General features: G+C 69.9%; 21 protein-coding genes. 15 read left to right on the top strand and 6 right to left on the bottom strand.

The window, feature by feature from the left end; all coding sequences use genetic code 11:
- Nucleotides 1-6: 6 nt before the first annotated feature.
- The 4 genes from deoC to OG558_RS18065 are packed head-to-tail and all read left to right on the top strand — an operon-like array spanning nucleotide 7 to nucleotide 4,322.
- Complete coding sequence (deoC, locus tag OG558_RS18080; RefSeq protein WP_405071301.1) at nucleotides 7-963, top strand: deoxyribose-phosphate aldolase; 957 nt, start codon at nucleotides 7-9, stop codon at nucleotides 961-963.
- 3 nt (nucleotides 964-966) lie between these two features.
- Nucleotides 967-2,403: an aldehyde dehydrogenase family protein gene (locus tag OG558_RS18075; protein ID WP_405071300.1), complete on the top strand. Its 1,437-nt coding sequence runs from the start codon at nucleotides 967-969 to the stop codon at nucleotides 2,401-2,403.
- Nucleotides 2,393-3,268: an aldehyde dehydrogenase family protein gene (locus OG558_RS18070; protein ID WP_405071299.1), complete on the top strand. Its 876-nt coding sequence runs from the start codon at nucleotides 2,393-2,395 to the stop codon at nucleotides 3,266-3,268. Before OG558_RS18075 ends, OG558_RS18070 begins: the two co-directional genes overlap by 11 nt.
- Nucleotides 3,269-3,308: 40 nt before the next feature.
- Complete coding sequence (locus OG558_RS18065; protein WP_405071298.1) at nucleotides 3,309-4,322, top strand: S66 peptidase family protein; 1,014 nt, start codon at nucleotides 3,309-3,311, stop codon at nucleotides 4,320-4,322.
- Nucleotides 4,323-4,617: 295 nt separating this feature from the next.
- Here the strand turns inward: OG558_RS18065 and OG558_RS18060 are convergent, their stop codons facing one another.
- The gene (locus tag OG558_RS18060) at nucleotides 4,618-5,634 is read right to left on the bottom strand and encodes a serine/threonine-protein kinase (protein WP_405071297.1); all 1,017 of its coding nucleotides are present in this window, start codon (nucleotides 5,632-5,634) and stop codon (nucleotides 4,618-4,620) included.
- A gap of 57 nt (nucleotides 5,635-5,691) precedes the next feature.
- On the opposite strand from OG558_RS18060, the gene OG558_RS18055 reads away from it, so the two are divergent.
- Nucleotides 5,692-6,231 (top strand): RNA polymerase sigma factor, encoded by a 540-nt coding sequence (locus tag OG558_RS18055; protein ID WP_329484492.1) that lies wholly within the window; start codon nucleotides 5,692-5,694, stop codon nucleotides 6,229-6,231.
- 16 nt (nucleotides 6,232-6,247) lie between these two features.
- Here the strand turns inward: OG558_RS18055 and pepN are convergent, their stop codons facing one another.
- The 3 genes from pepN to OG558_RS18040 are packed head-to-tail and all read right to left on the bottom strand — an operon-like array spanning nucleotide 6,248 to nucleotide 10,197.
- On the bottom strand, nucleotides 6,248-8,689 hold the full coding sequence (gene pepN / locus OG558_RS18050; protein ID WP_405071296.1) for an aminopeptidase N: 2,442 nt from the start codon (nucleotides 8,687-8,689) through the stop codon (nucleotides 6,248-6,250).
- 27 nt (nucleotides 8,690-8,716) lie between these two features.
- Entirely contained in the window at nucleotides 8,717-9,085 is a 369-nt protein-coding gene (locus OG558_RS18045; RefSeq protein ID WP_405071295.1) for a hypothetical protein, read from the bottom strand.
- Between the two features lie 20 nt (nucleotides 9,086-9,105).
- Nucleotides 9,106-10,197: an FAD-dependent oxidoreductase gene (locus OG558_RS18040; RefSeq protein WP_405071294.1), complete on the bottom strand. Its 1,092-nt coding sequence runs from the start codon at nucleotides 10,195-10,197 to the stop codon at nucleotides 9,106-9,108.
- Nucleotides 10,198-10,267: 70 nt separating this feature from the next.
- Between OG558_RS18040 and OG558_RS18035 the strand changes: the two genes are divergently transcribed.
- Nucleotides 10,268-10,969 carry a TetR/AcrR family transcriptional regulator gene (locus OG558_RS18035; RefSeq protein WP_405071293.1) on the top strand — a complete coding sequence of 234 codons (702 nt, stop codon included), beginning with the start codon at nucleotides 10,268-10,270 and terminating at the stop codon, nucleotides 10,967-10,969.
- On the opposite strand, the gene OG558_RS18030 is transcribed toward OG558_RS18035, so the two are convergent.
- A complete protein-coding gene (locus OG558_RS18030) occupies nucleotides 10,966-11,841 on the bottom strand; it encodes a LysR family transcriptional regulator (protein ID WP_405071292.1) in 876 nt (291 codons plus the stop codon). The two genes, OG558_RS18035 and OG558_RS18030, sit on opposite strands and share 4 nt — an antisense overlap.
- 82 nt (nucleotides 11,842-11,923) lie before the next feature.
- Here OG558_RS18030 and OG558_RS18025 point away from each other — a divergent pair, with 82 nt between their 5' ends.
- Nucleotides 11,924-12,667 carry a sulfite exporter TauE/SafE family protein gene (locus OG558_RS18025; protein ID WP_405071291.1) on the top strand — a complete coding sequence of 248 codons (744 nt, stop codon included), beginning with the start codon at nucleotides 11,924-11,926 and terminating at the stop codon, nucleotides 12,665-12,667.
- A 225-nt stretch (nucleotides 12,668-12,892) separates the two neighbouring features.
- Here the strand turns inward: OG558_RS18025 and OG558_RS18020 are convergent, their stop codons facing one another.
- Nucleotides 12,893-13,384 carry a YkvA family protein gene (locus OG558_RS18020; protein ID WP_405071290.1) on the bottom strand — a complete coding sequence of 164 codons (492 nt, stop codon included), beginning with the start codon at nucleotides 13,382-13,384 and terminating at the stop codon, nucleotides 12,893-12,895.
- A gap of 171 nt (nucleotides 13,385-13,555) precedes the next feature.
- On the opposite strand from OG558_RS18020, the gene OG558_RS18015 reads away from it, so the two are divergent.
- The 8 genes from OG558_RS18015 to OG558_RS17980 all read left to right on the top strand — a co-directional run bounded on the left by OG558_RS18015 (nucleotide 13,556) and on the right by OG558_RS17980 (nucleotide 20,760).
- Entirely contained in the window at nucleotides 13,556-14,248 is a 693-nt protein-coding gene (locus tag OG558_RS18015) for a response regulator transcription factor (protein ID WP_405071289.1), read from the top strand.
- Nucleotides 14,245-15,501, top strand: a complete 1,257-nt coding sequence (locus OG558_RS18010; RefSeq protein ID WP_405071288.1) for a sensor histidine kinase — start codon at nucleotides 14,245-14,247, stop codon at nucleotides 15,499-15,501. Before OG558_RS18015 ends, OG558_RS18010 begins: the two co-directional genes overlap by 4 nt.
- A 58-nt stretch (nucleotides 15,502-15,559) precedes the next feature.
- Entirely contained in the window at nucleotides 15,560-16,000 is a 441-nt protein-coding gene (locus tag OG558_RS18005; RefSeq protein ID WP_405071287.1) for a hypothetical protein, read from the top strand.
- A gap of 64 nt (nucleotides 16,001-16,064) precedes the next feature.
- Entirely contained in the window at nucleotides 16,065-16,466 is a 402-nt protein-coding gene (locus tag OG558_RS18000) for an ABC transporter permease subunit (protein ID WP_405071286.1), read from the top strand.
- The gene (locus OG558_RS17995) at nucleotides 16,463-17,941 is read left to right on the top strand and encodes a mannitol dehydrogenase family protein (protein ID WP_405071285.1); all 1,479 of its coding nucleotides are present in this window, start codon (nucleotides 16,463-16,465) and stop codon (nucleotides 17,939-17,941) included. The genes OG558_RS18000 and OG558_RS17995 overlap by 4 nt, the downstream gene beginning before the upstream one ends.
- Before the next feature lie 10 nt (nucleotides 17,942-17,951).
- The gene (gene xylB / locus OG558_RS17990) at nucleotides 17,952-19,376 is read left to right on the top strand and encodes a xylulokinase (protein WP_405071284.1); all 1,425 of its coding nucleotides are present in this window, start codon (nucleotides 17,952-17,954) and stop codon (nucleotides 19,374-19,376) included.
- Between the two features lie 25 nt (nucleotides 19,377-19,401).
- Nucleotides 19,402-20,001 carry a uridine kinase gene (locus OG558_RS17985; protein ID WP_405071283.1) on the top strand — a complete coding sequence of 200 codons (600 nt, stop codon included), beginning with the start codon at nucleotides 19,402-19,404 and terminating at the stop codon, nucleotides 19,999-20,001.
- 96 nt (nucleotides 20,002-20,097) lie between these two features.
- Complete coding sequence (locus tag OG558_RS17980) at nucleotides 20,098-20,760, top strand: hypothetical protein (protein ID WP_405071282.1); 663 nt, start codon at nucleotides 20,098-20,100, stop codon at nucleotides 20,758-20,760.
- Nucleotides 20,761-20,762: the final 2 nt, after the last annotated feature.

Here is a 20,762-nt window from a genome sequence, read left to right as displayed (position 1 = left end):
CCCAAGGTGACCACTCTCGACAGCGGCGTCGACTCGTTGGCCGACGTGACCTCGTCCGAGGACCGGCTGCGCCGGTTCCTGCTCGGCCTGCCGGGCGTCGACCAGGTCGGCGCCGAGGCTCGGGCCGCGACCCTGAGCACCCGGTCGATCAAGACCACCGCCAAGGCCTACGCGCTGGACCTGGCGATCCGGATGATCGATCTCACCACGCTCGAGGGGCAGGACACCCCGGGCAAGGTGCGGGCCCTGTGCGCGAAGGCGAGACGGCCCGACCCGGCCGACCCGACCGCGCCACCGGTCGCCGCGGTCTGTATATACCCGGATCTGGTGGCCACCGCCAAGCACGAGCTGCGCGGCTCGGGGGTCAGCGTGGCGAGTGTCGCAACCGCCTTCCCCAGTGGGCGTGCCAGCCTCCCGATCAAGATCCAGGACACCAAGGACGCGGTCGCCGCGGGCGCCGACGACGTGGACATGGTGATCGACCGCGGCGCGTTCCTGTCCGGGCGGTACGGCCTGGTCTTCGACGAGATCGCCGCGATTCGTGAGGCGGCCGGCGACGCGCACCTGAAGGTGATCCTGGAGACCGGTGAGCTGGTCACCTACGACAACGTCCGGCGCGCGTCCTGGCTGGCGATGCTGGCCGGTGCGGACTTCCTCAAGACCTCCACCGGGAAGGTGTCCCCCGCGGCCACGTTGCCGGTGACGCTGGTGATGCTGGAGGCGGTCCGCGACTACCACGAGTCCACCGGCCTGCACATCGGCGTCAAGCCGGCCGGCGGGATCCGGACGGCGAAGGACGCGATCAAGTACCTGGTCATGGTCAACGAGACGGCCGGACCGGACTGGCTGGACCCGGAGCTGTTCCGCTTCGGGGCGTCCAGCCTGCTGAACGACCTGCTGATGCAACGCACCAAGCTGGCCACCGGGCACTACCCCGGCCCCGACTACTTCACGCTGGACTGAGGCATGAGCAGATTCGAGTACGCACCGGCCCCGGAATCGCGGGCCATCGTCGACATCAGGTCGTCGTACGGGCTCTTCATCAACGGCCAGTTCGTCGACGCGACGGACGGGAAGCCGTTCAAGTCGATCAGCCCGTCCTCGGAGGAGGTGCTCGCGGAGATCAGCGAGGCCGGTCCGGCCGATGTCGACAAGGCGGTGAAGGCGGCCCGCAAGGCGTTCGAGAAGGTCTGGGGCCCGATGGCCGGGCGGGACCGGGCGAAGTACCTGTTCCGGATCGCGCGGCTGATCCAGGAGCGTGCGCGGGAACTGGCGGTGCTGGAGTCGCTGGACAACGGCAAGCCGATCCGCGAGTCGCGTGACGTCGACATCCCGCTGGTGGCCGCGCACTTCTTCTACTACGCGGGCTGGGCGGACAAGCTCGAGTACGCCGGAGTCGGCGACGACCCGCAGCCGTGGGGTGTCGCGGGCCAGGTGATCCCGTGGAACTTCCCGATGCTGATGCTGGCGTGGAAGATCGCCCCGGCCCTGGCCGCCGGCAACACCGTGGTGCTGAAGCCGGCCGAGACGACGCCGCTGACCGCGCTGGCGTTCGCGGAGATCTGCCAGCAGGCAGACCTGCCGCCGGGCGTGGTGAACATCGTCACCGGCGCCGGCCGGACCGGGCAGGCTCTGGTCGAGCACCCGGACGTCGACAAGGTCGCGTTCACCGGATCGACCGCCGTCGGCCGGGCGATCGCGAAGTCGGTCGCGGGCTCGGACAAGGCGGTCACGCTCGAGCTCGGCGGCAAGGCGGCGAACATCGTCTTCGAGGACGCGCCGATCGACCAGACCATCGAGGGCATCGTCAACGGCATCTTCTTCAACCAGGGCCACGTCTGCTGCGCGGGTTCGCGGCTGCTGGTCCAGGAGAGCGTGTACGACGAGGTCCTGGCCCGGCTGAAGCGCCGGATGGGCACGCTGCGTGTCGGCGACCCACTGGACAAGAACACCGACATCGGCGCGATCAACTCGTCGGCCCAGCTGGCCAAGATCCGCGAGCTGTCCCAGATCGGCGAGGACGAGGGCGCCGAGCGCTGGTCGCCGGAGTGCGAGCTGCCGCCGCAGGGGTACTGGTTCCCGCCGACCGTGTTCACCGGTGTGACCCAGGCGCACCGGATCGCCCGGGAGGAGATCTTCGGCCCGGTGCTGTCGGTGCTCACCTTCCGCACCCCGGCCGAGGCCGTGGAGAAGGCGAACAACACGCCGTTCGGGCTGTCCGCCGGGATCTGGACCGACAAGGGCTCCCGGATCCTGTGGATGGCCAACCAGCTGCGCGCCGGCGTGGTCTGGGCCAACACGTTCAACCGCTTCGACCCGACCTCGCCGTTCGGCGGCTACAAGGAGTCGGGGTACGGCCGCGAGGGCGGTCGCCACGGTCTGGAGGCCTACCTTGCCCACTAAGGACAATCTGAGGCTCGAGGTGCGCAAGACCTACAAGCTCTACATCGGCGGCGCCTTCCCGCGCAGCGAATCCGGCCGGTCGTACGTCGTGAACGATGCCAAGGGCAAGTTCCTGGCGAACGCGTCGCAGGCCTCCCGCAAGGACGCCCGGGACGCGGTCGTCGCGGCCCGCAAGGCATTCGGCGGCTGGTCGGCGCGGACGGCCTACAACCGTGGCCAGGTGCTCTACCGGATCGCCGAGGTGATGGAGGGCCGGCACGAGCAGTTCAGTGCCGAGGTGGCGTCGTCGGAGGGCCTTTCGATCAGCAAGGCGCGCGCGGTCGTGGACGCGGCGATCGACCGCTGGGTCTGGTACGCCGGGTGGGCCGACAAGCTGGCCCAGGTGGTCGGATCCAGCAACCCGGTGGCCGGCCCGTACTTCGACTTCTCGTTGCCCGAGGCAACCGGTGTGGTCGCGGTGCTGGCGCCGCAGGACTCCAGCCTGCTCGGCCTGACCAGCGTGATCGCGCCCGCGATCGTCTCCGGCAACACGGTCGTCGCGGTCTCGTCGTACGCACGTCCGTTGCCGGCCGTGACGCTGGGCGAGGTGATGGCGACGTCCGACGTACCGGGCGGCGTGGTGAACATCCTCACCGGCTCCGCGTCCGAGGTCGGCCCGTGGCTGGCGTCGCACATGGACGTCAACGCCATCGACCTGTGCGGGATCGAGGAGCCGGACGAGGCCCGCGACCTGGAGGCCGCGGCCGCCGACAACCTCAAGCGGGTACGCCGCCCGGCCGAGGAGGACTGGACCGAGTCCCCGGGCCTGTCCCGCCTCACGCAGTACCTGGAACTGAAGACCGTCTGGCATCCGATCGGCGTCTAAATCGATCCCGCCTGGGCCGGAAGCGTCGTACAGTCGCCGCATGGTGCAGCCTGGTGACAAAGTCGCGATCGTCTCACCGTCCCGTGGGCTGCCGGAGATCTTTCCCGGGCCCTACGAGCTCGGCCTGCGGCGGTTGCGCGACGACTTCGGCCTGATCCCGGTCGAGTATCCGACGACCCGTGTGCTCGGGGCCTCCCCGCAGGCGCGGGCCGCCGACCTGCACGCGGCCTGGTCGGATCCGTCGATTCGCGCGGTGATCGCGACCATCGGCGGCGACGACCAGCTCACCGTGCTGAAGCACCTCGATCCCGGGGTCTTCCAGGCGAACCCGAAGCCGTTCTTCGGGTACAGCGACAACACCAACCTGCTCAACTTCCTGTACTCGTTGGGCTTGCCGGCCTTTCACGGCGGGAGCGTGATGGTCCAGTTCGGCCGCGGCGGCGCGATGCACCCCGACTCCGAGCGGTCGCTGCGGGCCGCGCTCTTCACGCCGGGCGAGTTCGAGCTGACGCCGGCCGCGGAGTGGACCGACCACGACCGCGACTGGGCCGATGCGGTCAACCTGGAGACCGAGCCGCCGATGTTCCCGGGCACCGGCTGGATCTGGCAGGGCGCGGAGCCCGTCAGCGGGAAACTCTGGGGCGGCAACCTGGAGATCCTCGACTGGCAACTGTCCGCCAACCGGTGGATGCTGCCCACGGACTCCTACGGCGGCGTGCTGTTCCTGGAGACCAGCGAGGAGATGCCCGGCTCCGAGATGGTCTACCGGATCCTGCGCAACTTCGGCGAACGCGGCCTGCTCGAGCGTTTCGACGCGGTCCTCTGGGGCCGCCCGAAGTCCTGGTCGCTGGAGAACCACTTCACGCCCGAGCAGTCCGTCGCCTACATCACCGGTCAGTACCTCGCGGTCGACCGGGCCCTCGCCGAGTACAACCCGGACGCGCTCGTGGTCAAAGGCCTCGACATCAGCCACACCGACCCGCAACAGGTCCTCCCGTACGGCGGCCAGGTCCGGATCGACCCAGCCGCCGAACGGATCACCGTCACCTACTAACCGCACCTGCAGTCACAGACGACCGCGGGATCCCGGTCCACCGCCACCACCGGTGAGATCGCGTACCGCGGTCAGCGTCGGCGCGGTTGGCGGGGCCGGGGCTGCTGTGGCGGTTGTTCGGCGGCTGCCGACGCGCCGAGTGTGTTTCTGGAGGGTTTTGGGTGGAGGCAGGTGGTTTGGGGAGGGTTTTACCCCCGCAGAGGGACAAAACCCTCCCCAGTCCACGCCGCTCCCGGGACCGCCGGCCTGCACGCCCGTGCCACCCAACGGACACCTGCCCGGATCTGGTCGCATCTCACCGACCGAACAGGAACCAACCACCTACTCCGGCGGCCACGAACACCACCGGCAGCGAGAGCAGGAACCAGGCCTGGTTGCGGCGCCGGCGGCGTACCGGCGGGTCGGTGGCGACGGTCGTCGGGGGGTCGTCGTCGGTGATGCTGGTCCGCTCCTCGGCCCGCAGCGGCGCTTCCTGTTCGAGCCGGTAGGCCTCCGCCTCGAACCGCTCGGCGAGCGTGTCGGCACGCTCCCAGCGGTCGGGGACCCGGTACGCGAGGGCCCGGGTGAGGATGTCGTCGAGCTGACCGACCGCGTCGTGCAGCATCGGCCGCAAGCTCGGCGGCGGCAGGTCCGGATCGCGGTTGAGCACATCCCCGATCGAACCCGCGGAGTACGGCGGATGCCCGGTCAGCAGCGCGTACGTCACCGCGCCGACCGCGTAGATGTCCGCCCGCTCGTCGAATCCACCGTCACCGCGACCCTGCTCAGGAGCCATGTACGACGGTGTGCCGACGGCCTGGGTCAGTCCGGACGCCTCTGCGGCACGCTTGGCCAGGCCGAGATCGGCGAGCACTATGCGGTGCGTACCGCCGCCGGACTCGTCCCCCTGGTTGGGCCGGAGCAGCAGGTTCGCCGGGGTGACATCACGGTGGACAACACCCTCGCTGTGCAACGCGGCGACCGCCCGCGCCAGGTCGGCTCCCCACCACAACGCGTCGACGGCATCCAGCGGCCCATGCTGCAGGACGTCGCCCAGCGTGCCACCGCCGACGTAGTCCATCACGAAGTACGGACGCCCGTCCGGGAGCTTGCCCAGGTCGAAGACCCGGACCACCCGGTCGCTGGCGATCCGGCGCATCAGCCGCGCCTCGGACAGGAAGCGTTCCCGCACGTCGGCGCGCGACGCCCAGTTGTCGGCGAGGATCTTGACCGCCACGTCCACGTCGAGGTCGTCGTCGTACCCACGCCAGACGGTCGCGAACGCGCCCGCGCCGATCTTGTCCTGCAGCCGGTACCTCCCGATGGCATCCATCCCGGCTATTGTCGTGCACAGTCGAGCTAAGCGACGAAACATACACTCTGAGGGAGCATGAACGAGGATCTGGAACACCTGGCGGCGCGCGCCGCCGCGGGGGACCAATCCCTGCTTCCGCAGATCCTGCAGGCGATCCGGCCGCAGGTGCAGCGCCGGGTGGCCAAGTTCCTGCCGTACCGCGAGGACGCCGAAGAGGCGGTCCAGGACACCCTGCTCCAGGTGGCCAACAAGATCCACACCTTCAGAGGCACCGGCAGCTTCGCCGGCTGGGTCACGATCGTGGCCACCAACCAGGCCCGGCAGACCTACCGATCGCTGAAGCGGCGCGCGGTCGAGCAGTCCGCCGAGGTCCTCCCGGAGTCCGTCGACCCGCGGACGACGTCGGTGATCGCGGGCTCCCGCCTGGACCTGCTCGAAGCGCTTGAGTCACTCGAGTCCAGCCATCCCCAGCTGGTCCAGCCGCTGGTCCTGCGCGACCTGGGGGCGCTGTCGTACGCCGAGATCGCCGACGAGCTCGATGTCCCGCTCGGCACGGTCAAGGCCCGCATCCACCAGGCCCGCAAGGCCGTCGCCGAACGCCTCACTGTGCGCTGACTCAGCTCCGGCGGGTCTAGCCGAAGGTACGTCGTACCTCCACCGCCCGCCGGAGATCGTCGAGGAAGTTCGCGGTCTGCCGGCGGATGCCCGGGACCACGCTCTCGTCCGCGATCAGCGCCTCGGCCGGCCCGATCAGCTCGGCGTCGATCGCGAGCCGCGGCGCGATCCGGTGCACGGTCAGCGAGACCACCATGCCGGCCCGGATCTCCCCGGTCCGCGCGATGTCGGTGAAGAACCGCTTGACGTACGGCGCCGTGATCGCGGCCTGACCCGGATGCCAGAAGCCCTCGGCCGCAGCCAGCAGTTCCTTCACCCCGACCGACGAGTCGGTCATGATCCGCGTCCAGGCCGCTTCCTTGCCGTCGGGCAGAGCCGCCCGGCAGCGTGCGGCCTGATTGACACCTTCGGTGGACTTGTCGCGCGCCAGCTCGGCATCGATGTCCTTCGCCCCGAGCGCGTTCAGCCGCACGAGTCGCAGGACCAGCGACCACCGCAGATCCGCGTCGATCTCCAGACCGGCCGGGATGCCGGCACCGTCGAGCCACGACTTCAGCAACTCCGCGTCGTCCGTGGTCACGATGAACCCGCGGGCGGTGACCAGCTGCAGACTGCTGCCCGGTGCAGTGCTCGCGAGCTTGTTGCTCAGAGCATCAGCGACCGGAGCGCGGTACTCGTCGTAGTCCAGGTAGCCGCCGAGGACCCGGTCCTCCAGCCAGCGCACGAGCGAGCCGACGGCGATGTCGCTGTCCTCGTGCTGGATGGTGGCGAGGAACAGGTCGAGCGCCAGCCGCGGATCGAGCTCGGCGTCCGCGGTCGTGTCACGGATCGAGTTCCAGATCACGGCCCGCGTGGTGCCGTCGGCGATCTTCGGGAGCACCGCCGGGAGATTGGCCAGGCTGGTGGCGTCGAGCCGGATCTTGGCCCAGGTGTCGTCGTCGGCATCCGGCACGATCACGGCGCTGTCGTTGCTGAGGGCAACTTCTACGGTGTCCTGGTCGAGCACGACGTCGACCAGGGTCGCCGCGCCGGTTTCGTCGTACCCACCGATGCTCAGCTTGTGCAGGCGGCGGGAAGCGTCCGGGCTCGTGCGGTGCAGGACGACTCCACTCGCCGTCCGTTCGACCGTGATCGTGTCCAGGCCGGACGTGCGCAACCACTGCTGGGACCAGTTGTCCAGGTCGTCGGCGCCGGCCTCGGTGAGCTTCTCGATGAACTCGTGCAGGTCAGCATTGCCGTACTCGTGCGCCTCCAGGTGCGCGTTGACGCCCTTCAGGAACACGTCGTCGCCGAGGTACTTGGCCAGCTGCTTGAGGACCGCGGCACCCTTCGCGTACGAGATCCCGTCGAAGTCGTCGAGCGACTGGCGGGCGTCCTTCAGGCTGTCCGGCGCGACCGGATGCGTCGAGCTGCTCTGGTCGGTCTGCAGGCCCCACCACTTTCGGACGAAGGCGAAATCGGTCCAGTTACCGCCGTAGCTGGTCGCGTCCTCGGACACCCGGTGCGCCATGTACTCGGCGAACGACTCGTTCAGCCACATGTCGTTCCACCACTTCATGGTGACCAGGTCGCCGAACCACATGTGCGCCATCTCGTGCACGATGATCCGCGCCCGCGTGCTGCGTTCCGCCTCGGTGGCCTGGCTGCGGAAGACCAGGTGGTCGGCGAACGTCACGCAGCCCGGGTTCTCCATCGCGCCGAGGTTGAAGTCCGGCACGAACGCCTGCCAGTACTCGCCGAACGGGTACCGCTGCCGGAACATCCGGTGGTACTCGTCGAACGCCTCCCGGGTGGTCCGGAACAGGTCCTCGGCATCGCGCTCCAGGTGCTGCTTCAGCGACTGGCGGCAGGCCAGTCCGAGCGGGATCCCGTCGTGCTCACTCCGGATCAGGTGATACGGGCCCGCGACGATCGTGACGAAGTACGTCGACAGCGGCTTGGTCTCCGCCAACTTCCACTCCCCCGGCGCGACCGGCGTGGCGCCACCGTTGCCCAGCACCACCCAGTCCTCGGGACACTTCACGCTGATCGTGTACGGCGCCTTGAGATCAGGCTGGTCGAAACACGGGAAGTAGCGCGGCGCCGACTCCAGCGACGACATGCCGTAGGTGTAGACCCGCCCGTCGGCCGCATCGACGGACCGCTGCAGACCCTCGCCGTCCGCGGAGTACTTCAGCTCGGCCGTCACCACGAGCTCGTTCTCCGCCTGCAGACCGCTCAGCGGAAACCGGCCGCCGTCCAGCAGACCGACGTCGAGCGAGGTGCCGTTCAGCTCGACCGCGTGCAGCCGTTCGGGTTTCACGTCCACCCAACTGCTGTCACTTGCCGCCCCGAAGCGGATCCGGCTGGTCGTCACGAACGTGTTACCCGATCCGGTCAGGTCGAACTCCACCTGGTACGACCGCACGGTCAGATCCGCCGCCCGTCGCCGGGCCTCTTCAACAGTCAAAGCGCGCATGCGGAGAACGCTATCTCGCCGACCCAATCACTGGTTGCGAACCGCGGCCGCCGCCAGTGTCGCCACTGCCCGGATCTGCTCGTCCTCGGTACTCTCCAGCACCCTGGCGATCAGCTCCGCATCCTCCGGCGCCGCCAGACTCGTCAACACATTCAACGCACTCAGATGATCGAAGCCGGCCCGGATCTCCTCGTCCGCTTCGACCGGTGGCCGGGACAGGATCTCGCGCGCGACCACCCGGACCTCACCACCGAGCGGCTCCAGCGGATTCCCACCACTCAACCGCGTGTACGACGCCGCCACCTGGTACATGTTCAGCGCCCGACACACAGTTGCCACGTTGTCGCTGTGCAACAACGCCGCAAACGCCTGCAGCGGAATATCCGGCCCACTCATGCCTGCACCGTATTCGACCGCTACCCCTGGAAGAACTTCAGCATCTCCTGCGCCGCGTCCGGTCCGCTCATCAGCCGCGCCACGGCAGCCGACCGCTTGGCGACCGCGGCGCAGCGGGTCTGCATGACCGGCTCGTAAACGGCCACCGCCTTGTCCAGGTCGTCAGGGTTCGCGGCGACGGCGCGACCGAGCTCGGCCGCGTCGAGCATTGCCTGGTTCGCCCCCTCTCCCACCGGTGGCATCAGGTGCGCGGCGTCGCCGAGCAGAGTGATCCCGGGCCGCGGCGACCAGGTCATGTCGATCGGCAGCACATGGGTCTGACGGACCACGAACGGCAGCTCACAGGCCTCGACGAGGCGGTGGAAGCGCGGATGCCAGCCGTCGAGCAGCGCGGCGATCGTCGCGGGATCAGCGTCGAGCACCGGCTCCGGGCGATGCACCACCAGGCCGACCCGGATGGTGCCGTCGCCGTTGCGCTGGGCAGCGACGGTCTGGCTCGGACCAATGGCCCAGTAGTTGCCCCTTCCCACCATCGCCGCGAGCTCCGGCTGGGTCCGATCGGCATCGTGGATGGAACCCTCGATCGCCGTCGTACCGGCATACGTGGGACGTACGTCGGTGAGCAGGGCGCGGACGCCGGAGTTTGCGCCGTCGGCGCCGACGAGGAGATCGCACTCGGCGGACGTGCCGTCGGCGAACCGGACGACGTACCCACCGCCGGGTCGCGGGTCGGCGCCGGCGAAGCTTCGGCCCCAGAAGATCGCGCCGGCCGGAAGCGAGTCGAGCAGCAGGTCACGCAAGTCGGTGCGATCGATCTCGGGCCGCGCCATCGGCGCGTCATCCGGAGTGTCCTCCTGCAGCAGCAACGTGCCGGTGTGATCCAGCAGGCGAAAGTCCTGGCCCTCCCGGCGGGCGACGGCGAGGAACTGCTCTTCCAGGCCGGCTTCGCGGAGTGCGAGCTGGCCGGTGTCCGTGTGCAGGTCGAGCATCCCGCCTTGGGTCCGTGCGGCCCGGGAGGCGTCGCGTTCGTACACGACCGCGTCGACGCCGTGGACGTGCAGGATCCGCGCGAGGGTGAGGCCGCCGGGACCGGCCCCGATGATCGCGATCATGCCTACTCCGTTCGATACGCCGCATCTGACCGATACACCGTATCGCACGATGCGATGTATCGTCTCCGGTGTGACGAATGAACCGGTGTGGGAACGGCCCGAGCCGGCCGAGCGACGCGCGCTGAGCCCGTTGAGCCGGGAGCGGATCGTGCGCGCCGCGCTGAGCCTGGCCGACGCCGAGGGCCTGGAAGCGGTGTCGCTACGCAAGGTGGCCGCCGCCCTGGACGCCGGCCCGATGCGCCTCTACCGGTACGCCGGCACCAAGGAGGAGCTGCTCGAGCTGATGGCCGACGCGGTGTACGCCGAGATCCCGGCACCGACCGGTTCGACCTGGCGGGACATCTTCCGCTCCATCGCCCACAGCAGGCGGCAGGCTGCCCTCCAGCACGAGTGGTTCGCGGACCTGCTCGGCGGCCGCCCGCAGCTCGGCCCCGCCGCCCTGGCCGGCCTGGAAGCGTCCCTCGCCGCCCTCCGCGCGACTCGGGCGTTTCCTGATTCGACCGCGGTCATGAATGCCCTCGAAGCCCTGTCCTGCTTCCTGGTCGGCGCCGTCCGGAAGGAGATCACCGCCCTGCGCGACGAACGCGCCACCGGCCTCGACGAACACGGCTGGCGGGTCTCGACCGGCCCCTACCTCACCCGCATGCTTGCCACCGGCAATTACCCCGCGCTGGCCGAGACGATCCGCGAAGCCGGCCACCTCGACGCCGCCGCGGCCTTCGACCTCGGGCTCGAATACCTCCTCGACGGCATCGAGGCCAACCTGCCCTAGGTCGTCGCGGCCGCGTGCAGATGGGTTGCGAGGAGGTGGGCGGGCTCCGAGGTGTTCGCCGCGTAGCAGAGTAGGTGCTGGCGGGTGGACCAAGAGTCCTGGAGTGGACAGATGTCGAGTGCGGCGATCGCCGCGACGGCTCGGCGCGGGACGATGGCCAGGCCGGCGCCGGCCGTGGCCAGCGTGATCAGGGTGTGCAGGTTCGGTACGACGGTGCGGTAGCGGGGTGCCGGGGCGTGCGGGCCGAGGCGTTCGTCCATCCACTGGGTGAGTGGGGAGTTGCGGTCGAGACCGACCAGGGGATGCTCGGCGACTTCGGCGTACGCGATGGAGGTGCGGCCGGACAGGGTGCCGCCGGCCTGGCCGATCACGACCAGGGAGTCGTCGGCGAGCGGTTCGGTGCGGAGGTCGGTGGGTTCGTCGTCGAGGATGACGCCGAGGTCGGCCTCTCCGGCGGCGAGGATACGGACGCTGCGGACTGTGCGGCGTTCGCTGACGTTCACGTCGTACTCCGGATGGTCGCGGAGGAACGTGGCGAGCGCGACCGGGACGAGTTGGTGCATGGCCGAGCCACCTGCGACCAGGCGGATCGGCGCGGACCGCGAGACGGCGTACGACGCGACGGCGCTGTCCAGGCGGGTGGTCTCGGCGAGCACCTCGCGGGCGTGCCGGGCCAGGGTGGCGCCCGCGGGAGTGAGCCGGACGCCACGGCGCTCGCGGACCAGCAGGGGTACGCCGGCCTGCGCTTCGAGCGCTCTGACCCGCGCACTGGCCGAAGGCAGACTGAGGTGCATCACCCGCGCGCCGCCGGTGATCGAGCCCTCTGCTGCGACATGGGTGAAGAGCCGGAGGTCGTCCAAGTCGTACCGCATGGGCTCAGCCTACGTCTCTGCCTTAGGCTGACTACGGGGATCGCGCATTGTGGAGTGCCGGCCGAGCCGTGATGCTCGGAGGGTGCTGCTGATCCTCCTGGCCGGTGTCGCGGCCGGCGCGCTGAATGCCGTCGGCGGCGGCGGGAGCTTCGTGGCGCTGTCCGCCCTGGTCGCGGCCGGGATGCCGCCGGTCACCGCGAACGCGACCACCACCGTCGCGCTGCTGCCCGGGAACGCGACCAGCGCGTGGGTCTACCGGCGCGAGGTGGAGGGCTTCGCGCGGCCGTCCCCGCTCCGGCTGACCCTGGCGAGCGTGCTCGGCGGGGCGATCGGCGCCGGGTTGCTCTTGTTGTTGCCGTCGGCATCTTTCGAGGCGGCGGTGCCGTGGTTGCTGGCGTTCGCGACCGTCGTCCTCGCGTTCGGCAGGCGGCTGACCCAGGCGCTCCGGCTCGGCACGCCTGGGCCGGCGGCGATCCTGGCCGGGCAGTTCGTGCTGTCGATCTACGGCGGGTACTTCGGTGGGGCGGTCGGGCTGATGATGCTCGCGTTCTGGACCGCGACGACGACCCTCGACCCGGCCCGCGGCAACCCGCTCCGCGTCATCCAGGTGGCGGCCGTCTACCTGACCGCGGCCGTCATCTTCTTGTTCGCCGCCGACGTCCTGGCCCAGCCCCTACACCTGGTCGTGCTCCTGGCCGGCGCTGTCCTCGGCGGCTACACCGGAGCTCATCTGGTCCGCAGGCTTCCGTCCGCCGTACTGCGCACGCTCGTCCTCACCACGGCCGTCGCGATGACCGCGCTCTTCTTCGTCCGGGCGTTCCGATGAACCGGGCGCAGCTCGCGATGGCCTACCAGGCCTGCGAAGTGGCTGACCTGGCCCGGGACGCCGTCAGGCTTGACGATCCAACCGAGGCGATCGCCCAGGCGGAGCTTGTCCTCGCGGCCGCACAGCAGTTGTTGAGGGCTGCGACTCGGCTCGCCCAGTCCGGGCGTCCCACCGACGCCTTGCAGCTCTTCGCCTACGAGCACCCCGAGGAGGCGGCCGCCGACATCACCGACTGGCTCCGCCGCTCCCCGGCTCACGACCCGGCAGGCGGTCCCGCTCATGGCGGAGGTAGAGACCCGTCGCCGTCGACACACTCGTGAGCAGCCACACCGCCACGCCCGCGTCGTCGGCCACCCCGATGACGGGCAGCAGGTCCGGCAGGATGTCGATCGGCGATACCAGGTACACCAGGGCCAGCACCCAGAGGAACATCCGGCGCTGCGGCAACTCCCCATAGGTCCCGCGCCGCGCGGCCCGGATCAACCGCGGCAACGCCTTGGCCCGGTCGACCACGTTGCCGACCGGCACCGGCTCGCCGCGGGCGATCTTCCGCCGCCGCACCTGCCGCCGCCGCACGATCCCCAGCGCGCCGACCACCAGGCCCAGCACCAGCAGGCCCACTCCGACCACGACAGCCGGCAGCCCGACGACATCTCCGTCCTCGAACACGAGAGTCAGGACCCCGATCAAGGCCAGCAGTCCACCGAAGTACGCCATCCACCAACTGTAGGGGTCCTCGGCCTTACAGGCCCTTCAGGACGGAGACAGGGGCTTGAACTCAGGGAAGCCGGGAGAACCACAGGAGGGCGGCCAACGACCGGAAAGGAGAGCGAAAGTCCGCCGAAAGAGCAGGCCTGACCTCAAGGATCGCCTCGCTACCGTGGTTGCGTGCGACTACTGGTGGTGGAGGACGAGGAAGGCCTGGTCAGTGCGCTGCGCTCCGGACTCGGCCGGGCCGGGTACGCCGTCGACGCGGCGACGACCGGGGCCGAGGCGATGGAGAAGCTCGCGACCACGGCGTACGACCTGGCGATCCTGGACATCACGCTGCCGGACACCAGCGGCCTGGACCTGTGCCGCGCGGTCCGCCGGGGCGAGATCGAGGTCGCGTCCGGCCGGGACCTGCGGGTGCTGATGCTGACCGCGCGCGCCTCGCTCGCCGACCGGGTCCGCGGGCTCGACGAGGGCGCGGACGACTACCTGACCAAGCCGTTCGCACTGGTCGAGCTGCTCGCCCGGATCCGCGCGCTGCTCCGTCGCGACGTCACCAACGGCAGCACGCAGTTGCACGTCGGCGACCTCGTCCTGGACTCGTCCCGCCACCTCGCGACCCGGGCCGGCCGCGAACTCCCGCTGACGTTGAAGGAGTTCGGCGTACTGCGTTATCTGATGTCGCGGCCCGGACACGTCGTCTCGGCGGAGGAACTGCTCGAGCACGTCTGGGACGAGAACGCGGACCCGTTCACCCAGAGCGTCCGGGTGACCGTCGGCACGCTGCGCCGCAAGCTCACCCAGGACGGCGAGGAACCCGTGCTGGAAACGGTGATCGGCCGGGGCTACCGGCTCAGGGGTGACTCATGAAGCTCAAGCGACCGCCGTGGATCCAGACGATCCGGTTCCGCCTCACGCTGACGTATTCCGCCGTACTGATCGCGTTGTCGGCGTTGCTGCTGGGTGGGGTGTACCTCGCGCTGTCGCAGATCCTCGATCCGAAGCCGCTGAACCAGATCGAGGTCCAGAAGTACTACAAGGATCACCAGGGCAACCTCCATCTCAAGCAGGGTCAGGTGATCCAGGCCGCCGAGATCTCCAGCTTCCAGTCCGCGGTGAACTACCAGACCCTGCAGAGCCTGCGGAACTACTCGGTCGCGGGCATGGCCGGCCTGTTCCTGGTCAGTCTCGGCACCGGCTGGTGGTTGTCGGGCCGAGTGCTCCGGCCGGTACGACGGATCACCACGACGGCCCAGGAGATCTCGGCGACCGACCTGTCCCGCCGGATCGCTTTGGACGGACCGCGGGACGAACTGCGGAACCTGGCCGACACCGTCGACGACATGCTCGGCCGGATAGAGTCGGCGTTCGTGGCGCAACGCCAGCTGGTCGACGACGCGTCGCACGAGTTGCGCAATCCGCTGGCGGTGATCCAAGCGAACGTCGACGCCGTACTCGCGCACGACGACACGCCACCGGAGGATCGCGCGCAGGCGACCGCGATCGTGGGCCGGGCGATCCAGCGGATGACGCGGTTGGTCGAGGACCTGCTCGCGTCGGCGCGGCGGTCGTCGCCGGCGTTCGTCGACGCGGACGTGGACCTCGCCGCGATCGCGGGTGAGGCGGCCGAGGAGTACGAACTGCTCGCGTCCGATCGCGAGCTTCACCTCGTACGTCGGCTCGCACCCGGACCGACCGCGGCCGGGGACGCGTCGGCGCTCCGGCGCGCGGTCGACAACCTGCTCTCGAACGCGGTCCGGCTCGCCCGCGGCGGGAGCGAACTCGTCGTCGCCGTGGGAAGTCGCAACGGCTGGGCCTGGATCGCCGTCCGCGACGAAGGCCCCGGGATCGCCGCGGACGACGCCGATCGCGTCTTCGATCGCTTCTTCCGCGCCGGCCACCGGCAGCACCCGGCCACCGTCCCCTCCAGCGGCGAACGCCGAGCAGGCCTCGGTCTCGCCATCGTCCGCCAGATCGCCGAATCCCACGGCGGCACCGTCGCCCTGCACTCCGACCTTGGCGTCGGCAGCACCTTCGTCCTCTGGCTCCCCGAACGCTCCCTCACCAACATCACCCACCAAGCCCCAACCCCACCCGAAGAAGACCCCCTCGGCCCCCGGTAACGCCGATCCCCACCACCGCGATAACCGGATCACACCGCCCACCGCCCCAGGAGTCGTCATGCCGAAGCTGAAGCTGGGTGCTGTGGTCTACGGGCTCCTGGCGGTCGTCTGGGCTGTGGGTATCGTTCTGGTCCTTCGACACCACGGCCCGTATGCCGAGGTCCACGGCGCACCCCTTGCCGCAACGGTCGTCGTGCTCGCGGCAACGGCCCTGCTCTTGGCGGTCGGCGCGGTGACCCGGCGTGGCCTCGTCGCCGACGACGGACCGTGGATCTGCCGGCACGGCTGGATAGTGCTGTTCGGGTTGACCGCCGCTGGTTGGGTCTCTGCGTTTCTCAGCAACCAGGACGTCCCGATATGGCCGACAGGCCCTGTCGCCTTCCTCCCCCACTTCATACGCAGGCAGCAGGAGTCGTACTACGACGGTGTCGCCGAGGCGGAGCGGGAGATCGCGGCTGTCAGAGCAGAGCCTGACGAAGTGCGTCCCCCTGGGTCTTGAACCAGTGATTGGTTCGGTCGGTGAGGTCGGCTTCGCCGGTCGTCCAGCGTTGATGGAACCACGGATGACCGGTCTCGGCGCCGCGGCGGACGTAGTCCATGCACCAGATGTGGTTGTGCGCGGCCGCGAGGTGCCGGTGGAGATCCTCGAGGCGGCTTCGGTCGACGGCGCCTCGCTGAGCCGCACGCTCCGGTCCGTGGTCGCGCCGGTGGTCACGCCGGGGATCGCGGCGGCCGCCCTGATCTGCTTCATCTTCAGCTGGAACGAGCTGCTGTTCGCCCGGGTGCTGACCGGCACAGTGGCGCAGACGGCTCCGGTGTTCTTGACTGGGTTCGTGACCAGCCAACGATTGTTCCTCGCCAAAGTCTGTGCCGCCTCGATCGTGGTGTCGCTGCCGGTGCTGATCGCCGGGTTCGCCGCCCAGGACAAGCTCGTCCAGGGCCTGTCGCTGGGGGCGGTCAAGTGACTGTGCTGACCATCGACGCTTTAGGTGCTGTCGGCAACGAGGTCGGCGTGCCCGGCTACGACCGTACGGCGGTCAGCCCCGGCATCGTGCACTTCGGGGTCGGCGGCTTCCACCGGGCCCACCAGGCGATGTACCTCGACCGGCTGATGAACGACGGCAAGGCGCTGGACTGGGGCATCGTCGGCGTCGGCGTACTCCCGCAGGACAAGCGGATGTACGACGTTCTGGAGGCCCAAGATCACCTGTACACGCTGGTGATCAAGCACCCGGACGGGACCCTCGAGCCGCGGGTGATCGGGTCGATCGTCGACTACCTGTTCGCGCCGGACGACCCGTCCGCCGTCCTGGATCGTCTCGTCGACCCGGCCACCCGGATCGTGTCGCTGACGATCACCGAGGGCGGGTACAACGTGAACCAGGTGACCGGTGAGCTCGACACCTCCGATCCCGGGCTCACCGCCGATCTCGTACCCGGCGCCGTGCCGGTCAGTGTCTTCGGGTTCATCGTCGAGGCGCTGGCCCGGCGGCGGACGGCCGGGATCCCGCCGTTCACGGTGATGTCCTGCGACAACATCCCCGGCAACGGTCACGTCGCGCGGAAGATGCTCGCCGGCTTCGCCCGGCTGAAGGACCCGGATATCGCCGACTTCCTCGAGACCGAGGTGCGGTTCCCGAACTGCATGGTCGACCGGATCACGCCTGTGACCACGGATGCCGACCGGTCCGCGCTGGCCGAGCGGTTCGGGGTCGAGGACGGCTGGCCGGTGGTGTGCGAGCCGTTCACGCAGTGGGTGCTCGAGGATGACTTCGGCGGCGATCGGCCGCCGTACGAGGATGTCGGCGTGCAGATCGTCGGCGACGTCGAGCCGTACGAGCTGATGAAGCTGCGGCTGCTGAACGCGAGCCACCAGGCGCTGTGCTACCTCGGGTACCTGGCCGGCTACCGGTACGCGCACGAGGTGTGCCAGGACAAGCTCTTCGTCGACTTCCTGCTCGGCTACATGGACGACGAGGGGACGCCGACGCTGCCGCCGGTGCCCGGGGTCGACCTCGACCGCTACAAGCACCAGCTGATCGAGCGGTTCGCGAACCCCGAGGTCCGCGACACCCTGGCGCGGCTGTGCGGCGAGAGCTCGGACCGGATCCCGAAGTGGCTGCTCCCAGTGGTCCGTGAGCAGCTGGCGGCCGGGCGAGAGATCAAGCGCTCGGTCCTGGTGGTCGCGTCCTGGGCCCGGTACGCCGAAGCCGTCGACGAGGACGGGCAGTCGATCGAAGTGGTGGACCGGTTGCGCGACAAGCTGGTCGAGCGGGCTCAGCACAACCGCGAGGACCCGCTGGTGTTCATCTCCGACCCGGATCTCTTCGGTGACCTCGCCTCCGACGATCGGTTCGTCACGCAGTACGAGGCCGCCCTCCAGTCGCTCCACGAGACCGGCGCCCGCGCCACTCTCGAAGCGATCCAGGCACGGCCTTAGTCTGGGAGCCATGACTGAGCAGAGACTGGTGGCCGGTGTGGACTGCTCCACCCAGGCGACCAAGGTCGTCGTATGCGATGCCGAGACCGGAGCCGTACTGCGGGAAGGCCGGGCACCGCACCCGGACGGCACCCAGGTGGACCCGGCCGAGTGGTGGAAGGCGTGGGAGATCGCGTCCGACGGACTGCTCGACGGGGTCGAGGCGATCTCGGTCGGCGGCCAGCAGCACGGCATGGTCCTGCTGGACGAGGCCGGCGAGGTCGTCCACCCGGCGGTGTTGTGGAACGACACCAGCTCGGCGGACGCGACGGTCGAGCTCGTCGACGAGCTCGGTGGCCCGGGCGCGTGGGCCGAGGCGGTCGGCTCGGTGCCGGTGCCGAGCTTCACGGTGACCAAGCTGCGCTGGGTGCGCGACAAGGAGGCCGCTGCCCGTGCGGCGGCCGTCGTCCTGCCGCACGACTGGATGACGCACCGGCTGGCGGCCGATCGGCACGGTATCGAGGGCATCACCACCGACCGCGGCGACGCGTCCGGGACCGGCTGGTGGTCCCCGGCCACGAACAGCTACCGGCCCGACCTGGTCGAGCTTGCCTTCGGCCGGCAGCTCGCCCTACCGCGCGTCGCCGGCCCGGCCGAGATCGTCGGCCGGACCGCTTTCGGTGCGGCCATCGCGGCGGGCACCGGAGACAACGCGGCCGCCGCACTCGGTCTCGATCTGCAGCCTGGTGACGTGGCCGTCTCCCTCGGCACGAGTGGTACGGCGTTCGCCCGGTCAGCCCACCCGACCGCCGACCCGACCGGCCTGGTGGCCGGCTTCGCCGACGCCACCGGCGAGTACCTGCCGCTGGTCTGCACCCTGAACGCCGCCCGGGTGCTGTCCGCCACCGCGGAGCTTCTCGGCCTCGACCTCGATGCCTTCAACGACGCCGCCCTGGCGTCCCCCGGGAGCAACGGTCTGGTCCTGCTGCCCTACCTCGACGGTGAGCGCACCCCCGACCTGCCCCACTCGACCGGCCTGATCTACGGCCTCACCCGCGCCACGATGCAACCCGCGACGATGGCCCGCGCTGCCGTCGAAGGTCTGCTCTGCGGTCTGGCCGACGCCGTCGACGCGCTCCGTGCGCAGGGACTGCCCGTCCAGCGGGTCCTCCTGCTCGGCGGGGCAGCCAAGTCACGTGCCGTCCAGGCGCTCGCTCCGGCGCTGCTCGGGGCCGAGGTCACGCTCCCTGAGCCGGCCGAGTACGTCGCCTTGGGCGCCGCCCGGCAGGCCGCCTGGGCGCTGTCCGGCGCGGACACCCCGCCGACCTGGCAGGTCCCGGTCGGCAAGCCCGAGCCCTCGGTCATGACGGACGCCCAGGCTGCCCAGGTCCGGGCCCTGTACGAACAGGTCCTGACGAACACCCGGCCCTTGCTGTCGGCGCCGTACAACCAGTAGCCGGGGCGAGTGTCAGAATGCTCCGGTGAGTTCACGGGTGGTGTTGCTGGCCGGGCCGTCGGGGGCGGGGAAGTCCCGGCTGGCCGAGCAGGTGGCGCTGCCCGTGGTCCGGCTGGACGACTTCTACCGCGACGGCGACGACGAGGCGATGCCGCGCTCGCCGCTCGGCATCGTGGACTGGGACGACCCGCGGTCGTGGGACGGTGACCGCGCCGTCGCCGCACTCGAGCAACTGTGTACGACGGGCACCGCGGAGCTGCCGATCTACGACATCGCCGCCGACGGCACCGTCGGTCACCGGCCGGTCACCACCGCGGGTTCCCCGCTGATCGTTGCCGAGGGCATCTTCGCCGACCAGATCGCCGGTGCGCTGCGCGAGCGCGGCCTGCTCGCCACCGCCATCTGCGTCCGGCACCACCGCCTGGTCACCTTCGTCCGGAGGTTCCAGCGCGACCTGCGCGAACACCGCAAGCCGCCGCTGACGCTGCTCCGGCGCGGTCTGCTGCTGCTCCGCGACGATCCGCAGGTGGTCCGCCGCTGCGTCGAGGCCGGCTGCGAACCCCTGCATCCCCAGGCCGCCCGCCGCCGGATCGAGACGCTTGTCACGCAAGCTCGATTGGGTTGATTCCGGATCGTTCTCCTGGTGTTCACCTTGCTCTGATGGCATCTGGCTCGCAACCAGCTGTTGTTCTCGGGGCGAGTAGCCGGACGGAGAGGGACCGTGACGCGGACTGCGCCAGGAATCGCCGCTGTAGTGGCCGCGCTCTTGCTCGGCGCGACGGCCTGTGGGAACGACACCGGCGCCACGGGCGGCAGCCTGCAGAATCCTGCCGCGAAGAAGTCGGCCCTGGCCGCGCCGGCGGACAAGAAGCCGAAGAGCGCCCTCGCCGGCCTGGTCGTGCTGCCCCGCGGATACCTCGACGACACCCAGAACTCCACCGGCCCGTTCACCGCGACCGCCTTCCTGGCCAACTGGTCCGCCGATCCCGCGACCGACCGGGCGTTGCTGCTCAACGCCGCCTTCACCGAGGGCTACCGGGCGAGCCGGCTCAGCCCGGACAAGAAGAAGCGGTTCACCCTGCAACTGTTCAAGACCGGCTCCGCGGCCAAGGCGAGAGTCCTGCAGCGGGGCTTCTGGAGCCAGGAGACCCACGAGCGCTCCTTCGACGTACCGGACGCGCTCAGCGACGCCCGCGTCGCCTACGACGGCGGTCTCAACCAGTCCGTGGCCATCGCCGAGGTCAGCTTCGTCGCCGGCGCCCTGGTCGCCGAGCTCAGCGTCCAGCAGACCGGTGCCCTCGGCACCGACCTCCGGCCGGACACCGGACTGCTCGCGAGCCTCGCCAAGGAGCAGCGCGCCCGCCTCACGGCGACCTCGAGCTGAGC

The organism is Kribbella sp. NBC_01510 (assembly GCF_045040325.1).
Lineage (GTDB): Bacteria > Actinomycetota > Actinomycetes > Propionibacteriales > Kribbellaceae > Kribbella.
The sequence above is the reverse complement of the archived record's forward strand: the minus strand, read 5'-3'. Positions and strand labels throughout refer to the sequence as shown.